The organism is Saccharopolyspora gloriosae, assembly GCF_022828475.1.
Taxonomy (GTDB): Bacteria; Actinomycetota; Actinomycetes; order Mycobacteriales; family Pseudonocardiaceae; genus Saccharopolyspora_C; species Saccharopolyspora_C gloriosae_A.
In genome coordinates, this window is the sequence record NZ_CP059557.1 from 2836469 (window position 1) to 2848862 (window position 12394).

At 70.8% G+C, this 12394-nt stretch carries 10 protein-coding genes; all 10 read left to right on the forward strand.

Translation table 11 applies throughout. The annotated features are described in order from the left end of the window. Window positions 1-21: 21 nt before the first annotated feature. On the forward strand, window positions 22-1170 hold the full coding sequence (locus H2Q94_RS12130) for a Gfo/Idh/MocA family protein (RefSeq protein WP_243794726.1): 1149 nt from the start codon (window positions 22-24) through the stop codon (window positions 1168-1170). Further along, window positions 1167-2672, forward strand: coding sequence for a sugar ABC transporter ATP-binding protein (locus H2Q94_RS12135; protein ID WP_243794728.1), 1506 nt, complete (start codon window positions 1167-1169; stop codon window positions 2670-2672). Before H2Q94_RS12130 ends, H2Q94_RS12135 begins: the two co-directional genes overlap by 4 nt. Beyond that, entirely contained in the window at window positions 2672-3670 is a 999-nt protein-coding gene (locus H2Q94_RS12140; protein WP_243794730.1) for an ABC transporter permease, read from the forward strand. Before H2Q94_RS12135 ends, H2Q94_RS12140 begins: the two co-directional genes overlap by 1 nt. Before the next feature lie 26 nt (window positions 3671-3696). Next, window positions 3697-4740, forward strand: a complete 1044-nt coding sequence (locus H2Q94_RS12145) for a substrate-binding domain-containing protein (RefSeq protein WP_243794732.1) — start codon at window positions 3697-3699, stop codon at window positions 4738-4740. Continuing rightward, a complete protein-coding gene (locus H2Q94_RS12150) occupies window positions 4737-5501 on the forward strand; it encodes a ThuA domain-containing protein (RefSeq protein WP_397545456.1) in 765 nt (254 codons plus the stop codon). The genes H2Q94_RS12145 and H2Q94_RS12150 overlap by 4 nt, the downstream gene beginning before the upstream one ends. Before the next feature lie 48 nt (window positions 5502-5549). Continuing rightward, entirely contained in the window at window positions 5550-8045 is a 2496-nt protein-coding gene (locus tag H2Q94_RS12155; RefSeq protein WP_309501150.1) for a PQQ-dependent sugar dehydrogenase, read from the forward strand. Window positions 8046-8106: 61 nt separating this feature from the next. Continuing rightward, window positions 8107-9288: an inositol-3-phosphate synthase gene (locus H2Q94_RS12160; protein WP_243794734.1), complete on the forward strand. Its 1182-nt coding sequence runs from the start codon at window positions 8107-8109 to the stop codon at window positions 9286-9288. A gap of 5 nt (window positions 9289-9293) precedes the next feature. Then, window positions 9294-10136, forward strand: a complete 843-nt coding sequence (locus H2Q94_RS12165; protein ID WP_243795669.1) for an SCO3242 family prenyltransferase — start codon at window positions 9294-9296, stop codon at window positions 10134-10136. Continuing rightward, complete coding sequence (locus H2Q94_RS12170) at window positions 10133-11527, forward strand: EboA domain-containing protein (RefSeq protein ID WP_243794736.1); 1395 nt, start codon at window positions 10133-10135, stop codon at window positions 11525-11527. The genes H2Q94_RS12165 and H2Q94_RS12170 overlap by 4 nt, the downstream gene beginning before the upstream one ends. Further along, entirely contained in the window at window positions 11527-12390 is an 864-nt protein-coding gene (locus H2Q94_RS12175; protein WP_243794737.1) for a TatD family hydrolase, read from the forward strand. The genes H2Q94_RS12170 and H2Q94_RS12175 overlap by 1 nt, the downstream gene beginning before the upstream one ends. The last annotated feature ends 4 nt before the right edge of the window (window positions 12391-12394 follow it).

The following is a 12394-nucleotide window of genomic DNA, read 5'->3' on the forward strand; positions in this document are numbered from 1 at the left end:
GAAGCACGGCAGGAGGACGGGATGAACACACTCGGTGTCGCCCTGGTGGGTCACGCCTTCATGGGAGTCGCCCACTCGCAAGCGTGGCGGACCGTGAGCCGGGTCTTCGACCTCCCGGCGCAGCCGGAAATGGTGGTGCTGTGCGGGCGGCGCAGAGAGGCCGTGCACGCCGCCGCCGACCGGCTCGGCTGGCAGGAAGCCAGCGACGACTGGAAATCCGTGCTGTTGCGCGACGACGTGCACGTCGTTGACATCTGCACGCCGGGTGACAGCCACGCCGAGATCGCGATGAGCGCGCTGGAAGCGGGCAAGCACGTGCTGTGCGAGAAGCCGCTGGCGAACTCGGTCGCCGAAGCGGTGGCGATGGCGGAGGCGGCGGATCGCGCGCGGCGCAACGGAATTCAGGCGATGGTCGGGTTCAACTACCGCCGGGTCCCGGCGTTGTCGCTGGCCCGCGAGCTGATCGAACAGGGCAGGCTGGGCCGGATCCGGCACGTGCGAGCGCAGTACCTGCAGGACTGGCTGCTCGATCCGCAGGCGCCGCTGACCTGGCGGTTGCGTGCCGAACGGGCCGGTTCCGGGGCGCTCGGCGATCTGGGCGCGCACCTGGTCGATCTCGCGCAGTTCCTGTTGGACGAGGACGTCGTCAGCGTCTGCGGCCTGGTCGACACCTTCGTGGCCGAGCGGCCGCTGGTCGATGACGCCGAGCGCACCGGCCCGGTCACGGTGGACGACGCGACGAACTTCACCGCTCGGTTCCGCGACGGAGCGCTCGGGACGTTCGAAGCGACCCGCTACGCCGCCGGGCGCAAGAACGGCCTGCGCATCGAGATCAACGGCAGCTCGGGCAGCCTCGCGTTCGACTTCGAGTCGATGAACGAACTGTCCTTCTACGACGCGACCGAAGACGACCGCACCGCCGGGTTCCGGCGCATCGTGGTCACCGAAGCCGACCACCCGTACTTGAAGGCCTGGTACCCGCCGGGGCACGTGCTCGGGTACGAGCACACCTTCACCCACCAGCTGCGGGACTTCGTCACCGCCATCGCCGAGCGCGCCACCCCCAGCCCGGACTTCGGCGCGGGTCTGCGGGTGCAACGGGTCCTCGACGCGGTGCAGCGCAGCGCCGCCCATCACAGCAGATGGATACCGGTTGGAGACGGCAGATGACGCGATCGCGGACGGCTGAGCTGCTGGCGATGTCCGGCATCGTGAAGATCTTCCCGGGAGTGCGCGCCCTCGACGGCGTGGAGCTGCGGGTGCGCCCGGGTGAGGTGCACTGCCTGCTCGGGCAGAACGGCGCCGGGAAGTCCACCTTGATCAAGGTGCTGTCCGGGGCGCACACCCCGGACGGCGGCACGATCCGGTGGCAGGGGGAGGAGATCGCGCTGTCGGCTCCCTCCGCCGCGCTGCGGCGGGGCATCGCGGCGATGTACCAGGAACTGGACCTGGTTCCCGGCTTGTCGGTGGCGGAGAACATCTTCCTCGGTCACGAACGGTCCACCGCCGGATTCAGCCGCCGCCGCTGGACACGCGCCGAGGCGGCGCGGCTGCTGGCGAGGTTGGGCCATCCGGAGATCGACCCGGACCGCGAGGTCGGCGGCTTATCTGCGGCGACCCGGCAGCTGGTGTCGATGGCCCGGGCGCTGGGACGGCGGGCGCGGCTGATCGTGATGGACGAGCCCACCGCGGCGCTGTCGGCCGGTGAGGTCGACAACCTGTTCCGCGTCATCGGCGAACTCACCGCCGACGGAGTCTCGGTGATCTACATTTCCCATCGCATGGCCGAAATCCGCCGCATCGCCGATCGCGTGACGGTCATCAAGGACGGCCGCACGGTCGCCGCCGGGCTGCCGGTGGCGGAGGCGCCGACTAGCGAGCTCGTCGCCTTGATGACCGGTGGCGCACCGCCGGAACTGGAGGCGGTGGGCAGCGCCGCCACCGAGCGGCCGGTGCTGGAGGTGCGCGGACTCGGCCGCCGAGGCGAGTTCGCGGACGTGAGCTTCACCGTGCACGCGGGGGAGATCTACGGATTCGCCGGTCTCGTCGGCTGCGGGCGCAGCGAACTGCTGGAGACGGTTTTTGGTGCCAGGACACCGGATTCAGGTGAGATTCGGGTCGCGGGACAGCGGGTGCGGCCCGGTTCCGTCCCGGCGGCCGTGGCGGCGGGCATCGGGCTGACGCCTGAAGAGCGCAAGAGCCAAGCGTTGCTGCCGCGGCTGGCGCTGTCCGCCAACGTCACCTTGGCGTCGCTGCGGCGATTCAGCCGGCTCGGTTTCACCGATCGCGCCAAGGAGATCGCCGAGACCCGGCACGTCACCGAACAGCTGCAGCTGCGGCCGGCAGACCCGGACCGGCCGATCGCCGCGTTCTCCGGCGGAAACCAGCAGAAGGCCGTCATCGGGCGGTGGGTGCTGCGCGGCTGCCGGGTGCTGCTGCTCGACGAACCCACCCGTGGCGTCGACGTCGGTGCCCGGGCGGAGCTGTACGCGCTGATGCGGGGCCTCGCGGCCGACGGCATCGCGATCGTGGTGGTCTCCAGCGACATCCCGGAGGTGCTGGCGCTGGCCGACCGGGTGCTCGTGCTCCGCGACGGCGAGATGGTGCACACCGCGGCCGCCGCCGAGATCACCGAATCCGACGTCCTGGATCTGGTCATGGAGGCTGCGTGATGAACGAGCAGACCCTCACCCCGGTCGACACCCAGCCGTCGCGGTTGGGCAGCTGGTGGGCGCGCGCCGACATCAGGTTGATCGCGCTGGTGCTCGTCCTGGTCGGACTGTGCGTGGTCGGCTACGCGACCCGGCCGGACGCGTTCCTGACCGAGGGCAACATCTCCACCGTGCTGCGGCTGGCCGCCGCCATCGGAGTCGTCAGCGTCGGCATGACCTTCGTGATCTCGGCGGGCGGGATCGACCTGTCGGTCGGATCGATGGTGGCGCTGTGCAGCGTGTGGATGACCACCTGGGCCGCCCAGTCCTACGGGGTGGTCGTGATGGTGGTGTGCGCGCTGCTGGTCGGAACCGGCTGCGGCCTGGTCAACGGGCTGCTCGTCGCCTACGGCCGGGTGGTGCCGTTCATCGCGACGCTGGCGATGATGGCTTCGGCGCGCGGGCTGGCCGAGCGGATCAGCGGCAGGCAGACGCAGGTGGTCGACGTTCCGGCGTTCGGTGCGGTCTTCCAAGCCGACCTGCTCGGTGTTCCAGTGCTGATCTGGATCTTCGCCGCGGTGTTCGCGGGCGGCTGGACCCTGCTCAACCGCACCACGTTCGGCCGCCGGACCCTGGCGGTCGGCGGCAACGCCGAAGCGGCTCGGCTGGCCGGGATCAACGTGCGGCGGCACACCGCGCTGGTCTACGCGCTGGCCGGACTCTGCTGCGGCATCGCGGCGATCATGGTGGTGGCGCGCACCACCTCCGGCGCTTCCACCAACGGCCTGTTCTACGAGTTGGACGCGATCGCCGCGGTCGTCATCGGCGGAACCTTGCTGGCCGGTGGGCGCGGCAGCATGACCGGCACCGTGATCGGCGTGTTGATCTTCACGACGTTGAGCAACGTGTTCACGCTCAACAACCTCGAAACCGACGTTCAGAACATCGTCAAGGGCGCGATCATCGTGCTCGCCGTGCTCTTGCAGGCGCGCACTCGCCGCCGCAGTTCGTTCAGCTGAAACCCTCCTCCCCTTCGGAGACCGCCATGTCCGCAACTCCTCGTCGCGGGTTCCTCGTCGGCACCGGTGCGTTCGGCGCGACCGCGCTGCTGACCGGCTGCCTGGCGAACGATCCGCCGCAACAGCAACCGGCCGCAGTCGCCGCAGGCGGCGACAACGCCGCACCCGGACCGCAGGTGACGATCGGGTTCTCCGCGCCCGCCGCCGATCACGGGTGGATGGCCGCGATGACCACCAACGCCCGCGCCCAGGCCGAAGGTCTGCCGGACGTCACGTTCCGGGCGACCGAAGGCGGCACCGACGTCAACCAGCAGATCGCCCAGGTCGAGACCCTGATCAACGAGCAGGTCGACGTGCTGGTGATCCTGCCCGCCGACGGCAAGGCGCTGACCGACGTGGCGCGGCGTGCCACCGAGGCCGGGATCCCCGTGGTCAACGTGGACCGCGTCTTCGACTCGCCCGACGCGTACCGGGTGTGGATCGGCGGCGACAACCACGGCATGGGCGTCAACGCCGCCGACCACATCGCCGCCGAGCTGCGCCGCCGCAACATCGCCGACCCGGTGATCGCCGAGATCGCGGGCACTGATTCGCTGCCGTTGACCCAGGAACGCAGCGCGGGTTTCCGCGAAGGCCTGGCGCGGCACGGAATGCGGGTGTCGCGGCGGGTCGCCGCCGACTTCACCGCCGAATCCGGTGAGCGGCAGGCGACGAACCTGCTGCAGGCAGCGGCGCACCTGGACGCGGTGTGGAACCACGACGACGACCAGGGGATCGGGGTGCTGGCGGGGATCGCGGCGGCCGGGCGCGAGGATTTCTTCCTCGTAGGCGGCGCGGGGTCGCGCGACATGATGGACCGCATCAAGGCCGGCGACGGCGTCGTGCAGGCCACGGTGCTCTACAACCCGTCGATGTGCTCGTCGGCGATCTCGCTGGCGCGGCTGCTCGCTCAGGCGCGCGGCATGTCCGACCTGGCCGAGCACGAGGTGCCGCGGTCGATCACGACCTATTCGGCCGTGGTGACTCGCGCCAACGTGGACCAGTACCTCGACGTCGGGTTCGCGTCGTGAACGCCGGGAAGAAGAGAGGACTCGGCCTGTCGTTGGCGTTGCTCGCGGCGGCGGCGCCGGCCGCCCCGGCGTGGGCGGACCATGACGACTCGGATGAAGCGAGCGTGCTGGTCTTCTCCAAGACCGCCGGGTTCCGCCACGATTCCATCGAGTCCGGCATCGCGGCGATCGAGCGGCTCGGCCGGGAGGACGGTTTCGCCGTCGAGTCCACTGAGGACTCGTCCGCGTTCACCGACGACGCGCTCGCGCGCTACGACGCGGTGGTGTGGCTGTCCACGACCGGAGATGTGCTCGATCCAGCCCAGGAAGCCGCTTTCGAGCGCTACATCCGCGGTGGCGGCGGGTTCTTCGGCGTGCACGCGGCCGCCGACACCGAGTACGACTGGCCGTTCTACGGTGAGCTCGTCGGCGCGTACTTCGCGAGCCACCCGGAGGTCCAGCCGGCCACGGTCCGGGTGGAGGACCACGAGCACGACTCCACGGCGCACCTGCCGAGCGACTGGCCCCGCACCGACGAGTGGTACAACTTCGCCACCAATCCCCGTGGTGACACGCACGTGCTGGCCGTCCTCGACGAATCCAGCTACGACCCCGGTGAAGGCGCGATGGGCGACCATCCGATCGCCTGGTGCCGCACCGTCGACGCCGGCCGCGCCTACTACACCGGCGGCGGCCACACCGCGGAGTCCTTCACCGAACCGAATTTCCTGCGTCACCTGCTCGGCGGCATCCGCACCGCCGCCGGGCAGACCCCCTGCTGAGTCGTCCCGGCTCAGCTGCCGGGACCGTGAGCGACGAGGAGTCACCTGGTGCGACTACTGAGATTGGCCGCATGTACGAGCGTCGCGGTCGTGACCGCGGCCGCCTTCACCGTTCCACCCGCGTCCGCCGCATCGCCTCCGCCGGACGCGGCGTTCGACCAGATCACCCTGGCCAAGGGCGAAGCCAAGCTGGGCGAGCCGATGGCGCTGGCGGTGCTGCCCGACCTCCGGGTGCTGCACACCTCCCGCGACGGCGACGTCTACCTCACCACGCCGGACGCCACCACCACGCTGGCCGCCGACCTGCCGGTCTACAACCACGACGAGGACGGCCTGCAGGGCGTCGCGGTGGATCCGGACTTCGCCGCGAACCGATGGGTGTACCTGTACTACGCGCCGCCGCTGGACACGCCCGCCGGTGACGCTCCGGAGGAGGGCACCGCGGAGGAGCTCGCGCCTTTCGACGGCTACAACGCGCTGGCTCGGTTCCAGCTGGCCGACGACGGCACGCTCGACCTCGACAGCGGGCAGGAGATCCTGCGTGTTCCCGCGCAGCGCGGCACCTGCTGCCACGCGGGCGGGGAGATCGACTTCGACGCCGCGGGCAACCTGTACCTGTCCACGGGAGATGACAGCAACCCGTTCTCCTCGGACGGCTATGCGCCGATCGATGAGCGTCCGGAGCGCAACCCCGCCTTCGACGCGCAGCGTTCGGCGGGCAACACCGACGACCTGCGCGGCAAGATCCTGCGGATCCACGTCGAACCGGACGGCACCTACACCGTCCCGGAAGGGAACCTCTTCGCACCGGGCACGGAGCAGACCCGACCCGAGATCTACGCCATGGGGTTGCGCAACCCGTTCCGGTTCACCGTCGACGAGCGGACGGGCTGGGTCCACCTCGGCGAGTACGGCCCGGACGCCGGTGCCGCCGACCCGGACCGGGGACCCAGCGGCATCGTGGAATACAACCTGATCAAGGAGCCGGTCAACCTCGGCTGGCCGTACTGCATCGGCGACAACGAGCCGTTCATCGACTACGACTTCGCGACCGGAGAGTCCGGGCAGCCCTTCGACTGCGCCGCGCCGCGCAACGAGTCCCCGCACAACACCGGGCTGGTCGACCTGCCACCGGCGGAACCCGCCTGGCTGGACTACGACGACGATTCGGTTCCCGAACTCGGCGCCGGGCCGGAATCGCCGATGGGCGGGCCGGTGTACCACTTCGACCCGGACTTGGACTCGCCGCTGAAGTTCCCGGAGTACTACGACGGGAAAGTGCTGAACTACGAGTGGGATCGTGGCTGGATCAAGGAGTTCGAGCTCGCCGAGAACGGGGAGCTGGCGGCGATCCGGCCGTTCTTCGAGTCGATGGAACTGACCCGGCCGATGAACATCGAGTTCGGCCCGGACGGCGCGCTGTACGTGCTGGACTACGGCTCCAGCTACTTCGGCGGCGCGGACGACTCGGCGGTGTACCGCATCGAGCACAGCCCGGAGCAGAAGACCCCGCGAGTGCAGCTGGGCGCGGACGTCACCTCGTCCGGCGCGGCGCCGCTGACGGTCGGCTTCGACCCGGCAGGCACCACCGACCCCGACGGCGGGGACCTGAGCTACGAGTGGGACTTCACCAGTGACGGCACCGTGGACTCGACCACGGACGGGCCGGTGTCGTTCACCTACACCGAACGCGGCAGCTACACCGCGAAGCTCACCGTGACCGACCCGACCGGCAAGATCGGGTACGCCAGCGTGCAGATCGTCGTCGGCAACACGCCGCCGGAGGTCAGCATCGAGCTCCCGCCGGACGGCGGGGTGTTCGCCTTCGGCGAGCAGGTCCCGTTCCGGGTCAGCGTCACCGACGCCGAGGACGAACAGGTGGACTGCTCCCAGGTGGAAGTCGGCTACGCGCTCGGCCACGACTCGCACGCGCACCCGCTCAGCGAGGAGGTCGGCTGCGAGGGCGTGATCGAGACTCCGGCCGATGAGGGCCACGGGCTGGACGCCAACGTGTTCGGCGTCATCACCGCCGACTACACCGACAACGGCGCCGAGGGCCTGCCGCCCGTGACGGGAACCGATCGAATCGTGTTGCAGCCCAAGGACAAGCAGGCGGAGTTCTTCACCGAGGCCGAGGGCGTCGAGGTCGTGGAGGATCCGGCTGCGGCAGGCGGCAGCAAGGTCGGCGCCATCGAGGAAGGCGACTGGATCTCGGTCGATCCGGTGAACCTGAGCGGCATCGGCGACATCGGCTACCGGGTGTCGGCTGCCGGAGCGGGCGGCGTGATCGAGGTCCGGGCCGGTGCGCCGGACGGAGAGCTGCTGCAGAGCGTCGAGGTGCCCGGCACCGGTGGCGACTACCTGGACCTGGAACCGGCTCCGGTGACCGATCCGGGCAGTTCGGGCGCGCTCCACTTCGTGTTCCGCGGCGACGGGACCGAATTGTTCGAACTCGACGCGGTGCAGTTCACCGGTGCAGGAGTGTCCGAGCCCGTTCCGCCGGAGGACTCCGCGGCGCGGGCGCAGGGCGACCTGCCGCGTTGATCCCCGTGGCGGCGGCCCGCACGAGCGGGTCGCCGCCACCCCGGCTCCAGGAGGTGAGTACGTGGGCGGCAATTCACGACCGGGCCGCACCGGACTGTGGTTGATCGGCGCGCGCGGCTCGGTGGCGACCACGGCGATCGTCGGGCTCGCCGCATTGCGGTCGGGCCTGGTGCGGCCGACGGGCTGCGTCACCGAGCTGCCCGCATTCGGCTCGGCGCCGCTGCCGGGCTGGGACGACATCGTCGTCGGCGGCCACGACATCTCCGTTGCCGACTTGCACAAGACCGCCGACACCTTGGTGGCGGCCGGATTGCTTCCCGCCGGAGTGGTCTCGGCGGCCGGGTCACAGCTGTCCACAGTGGAGTCGGAGCTGCGTCCCGGTTACGATCCGGCGACCCAGCAAGGCGATCAGGCCCACGCGGTCACGCGGCTGGCCGGGGACATGTCCGCGTTCGCGCGGCGGCACGACCTCGAACGAGTCGTGGTGGTCAACGTCGCGTCGACCGAATCGCCGTGGCCGGAGGGCGCGGAACTCCAGGACCTCGCGGCCCTGGAGTCCGCGCTGTCCGAGGGCACTGTTCCGGCCAGTGTCGTGGCCGCGTACGCCGCGGTGCAGGCGGACTGCGCGTACGTGGAGTTCACCCCGTCGACCGGTATCACGATCCCCGCGCTGCGGAAGCTCGCGGAGCAGCGCGGCCTGCCGTATGCGGGGCGTGACGGCAAGACCGGCGAAACCCTGCTGCGCACGGTGCTCGCCCCGATGTTCACCGAGCGTGCGCTCGCGGTGCGGTCGTGGTCGGGCACGAACCTGCTCGGTGGGGGAGACGGTGCGACGCTCGCCGATCCGGACGTCGTGGCGAGCAAGCTGGACGCGAAGTCCCGCGGGCTGCACGCGCTGCTCGGCGGCGAGGTCGCCGCGCCGCTGCACATCGACAACGTGCCGGACCTCGGCCAGACCAAGGTCGCGTGGGATCACGTGCACGCCGAGGGTTTCCTCGGTTCCCCGGCGACCCTGCAAGTGACGTGGTCGGCCTATGACTCGGCGCTGGCCGCACCGCTGGTGCTCGACCTGACCCGGCTGGTCGCGATGGCGCAGCACGCCGGGCAGCGCGGGCCGTTGACCGCGCTGGCGTGCTTCTTCAAGGAGCCGTTCGGTTCGGGCGGGCACCGCTTCGACCACCAGGTGCGAGGTTTGCACGAGTGGGTGCGGGTGACCACCGATGCGGCAGGAGGTGGGCGATGACCCGCTTGCGGGCGTGGATTTCGCTGACGCGCGCTCCGGCCGCGCTGACCGTGCTCGGCGATACCGCGGTGGGCGCGGTGGCCGCAGGCACCTCCTTGCGGGGACGCCGGATGTTGCTTCCGGTGGCGTCGGTGGCGTTGTACTGGGCGGGAATGGTGCTCAACGACTGGGCGGATCGGGACCTCGACGCCGTGGAGCGCCCGGAGCGGCCCATTCCGTCCGGCCTGATCAGCGCCGATGAGGCGGCCCGGGTCGGCGTGGTGCTCGTAGCCTGCGGCTTGGCCGCGGGATCGGTCGCGGGTCCTGCCGAGTCCGCGCTGGCCGCTTCGCTGGCCACGGCCGTCGTCGGCTACGACATGGTGTTCAAGCAGGGAGCGGGCGGACCCGCCGCGATGGCCGTCTGCCGAGGGCTCGACGTCCTGCTGGGGGCGGGCGGAGCTCGGACGTCGTGGCCGGCGGCGGGGGTGCTCGCCGTGCACACGTGCTCGGTCACCGCGTTGTCCCGCGGCGAGGTTCGCGGAACGGAGCCGCGCACGGCCGCCGCCGCCCTCGCCACCACGGTTGTCGCGGCGATCGTCGCCGCGACCGGTCGCTGCGCGTCCCATCGCCACCGCCTCGCGGCGTTCGCCGCGGCGACCCTGTACGCGGCGCAGGTCGGGGCGGCGCAGCTGCGCGCATACCGGAACCCGGACGCGCCCCACGTCCGGGAGGCGACGCGGGCCGGCATCCACGGCATGGTGCCGCTGCAGATCGCGCTGACCGCCCGGCGGAATCTCGGCGCCGCACTGCTGCTCGCGGTGGTCGCGCCGGCCGTCGGGAGTCTCGGGAGGAAGGTGTCGGCGACGTGACCGCACTGAGTTTCGGCTACGGCACCAACGGATTCGCCAACCACCGGCTCACCGACGCCCTGCGGCTGATCGCCGAGCTGGGCTATGACGGCGTCGCGCTGACGCTCGACCACCACCACCTGGACCCGTTCGCCGACGACCTCCCCGAGCAGGTTCGCCGGGTGCGCGGCGAGCTGGATCGGCTGGGACTGTCGGTGGTCGTTGAGACCGGGGCGCGCTACCTGCTGGATCCGCACGTCAAGCACCATCCGACGCTCGTGTCGGCGGACAGCGAACGCCGCGTGGACTTCCTGCGGCGCTCGGTGCGCATCGCCGTCGATCTCGGGGCGGACGTGGTGTCGTTCTGGTCCGGAATCCGACCGTCCGATGTGGACGAGCCTACCGCGACTCGGCGGCTGGTCGAAGGAACGTCTCGGGTACTCGAAGAAGCCGACCGCCACGGCGTGCGCCTGGGACTCGAACCCGAACCCGGCATGGTCGTGGACACGGTCGACGCCGCACTGGCGTTGTGCGCACGGCTCGGCGAACCGGAACCGCTCGGCATCACGCTCGACGTCGGCCACTGCGTCGCGGTGGAACGCGACACCGCCGCCGAGTGCGTCCGGCGCCTGCGCGGCCGCCTGGTGCACGTGCAGCTCGACGACATGCGTCCCGGAGTGCACGAGCACCTGGAGTTCGGGGAGGGAGACCTCGACCTCTCCGAGACGCTGGACGCACTGACCGAGATCGGGTTCACCGGCCTCGCCGCCGTCGAACTGCCACGGCACGGCCACGCCGCCCCGCAGGTCGCGCGACGCGCGATCGGTGCCCTGAGGCAGCCGTGGGTGAACGAGGCGCTCACCGAGGTGCGCAGGGAACCGGCGAGCATCGCGACGCTGTTTCCCGCAGTGGGCCGTCACGTCGGCCGCAGCCCGGTCGACCAGGACGATCCACAGGGACTCGTGCACGGCACCGTCGACGACCGGGCGCGCGGACGATTGCTGCACGCCCTCGCCGACAGCGTGGAACCGGCCCGGCTCGCCGAGGAGACGACGGCGCTGTACCGCTACGGCGACGACGCCGAACGCCGAGGCGTGCTGCGCGCACTGGACGCGCTCGCCCGCCCGGAACTGATCCCGGCCGGAGTGGAGCTGGTGCGCGATGCCTTGCGCACCAACGACATCCGGCTCGTCGCCGCCGCGATGGGGCCGTTCGCCCAGCACCTCGACGACCACGCCTGGCGGCACGGCGTGCTCAAGTGCCTGTTCACCGGGGTGCCGCTGACCGCCGTCGCCGACTGGCGGCGCCGCGCCGACGACGAGCTCCGCCGCATGGTCACCGACTTCGCCGCCGAACGCCGCGCCGCCGGACGCACCGTCCCCGGCGACGCCGTCGCACTCCTGGAGGCGTGATGCGCATCTTCGAACCGCACATCCACATGACTTCCCGAACCACCGACGACTACGAAGCGATGCACGCCGCCGGGGTTCGCGCGCTCGTTGAGCCCGCGTTCTGGCTCGGTCAGCCGCGCACCGGTGTCGGCTCGTTCACCGACTACTTCGACTCGCTGATCGGCTGGGAACGCTTCCGCGCCGCGCAGTTCGGCATCCGCCACCACGCGACGATCGCGCTCAACCCCAAGGAGGCCGGCGATCCCCGGTGCCGCGCGGTCCTCGACGTGCTGCCGCGCTACCTGGCCAAGGACGGCGTGGTCGCGGTCGGCGAGGTCGGCTACGACTCGATGACACCGGAAGAGGACGACGTGTTCGCCCACCAGCTCCAGCTGGCAGGCGAGGCCGAGTTGCCGGTGCTGGTGCACACGCCGCACCGGGACAAGCCGGCGGGCACCCGGCGCACCCTCGACGTGGTGCGCGAATCCGGGCTGCCGCCGCAACGAGTGCTCGTCGACCACCTCAACGAGGTCACCATCGATCTGGTCGCGGACACCGGATGCTGGCTGGGTTTCTCGATCTACCCGGACACCAAGATGGACGAGGAACGGATGGTCGCGCTGCTGCGCAGCTACGGCACCGACCGGATGGTGGTCAACTCCGCCGCCGACTGGGGCCGGTCGGACCCGCTGAAGACGCGCGCCACCGGCGAGGCGATGCTGCGCGCCGGGTTCACCGACGCCGACGTCGAGAAAGTGCTGTGGCACAACCCGATCGCGTTCTACGGGCAGAGCGGTCGGCTCAACCTCGAACCACTGCCCGGTTTCACCGCCGAGGCGGCCACGTTCGCCGACAATTCAGTGCTCCGCGGATCACGGGAGTGAGCCG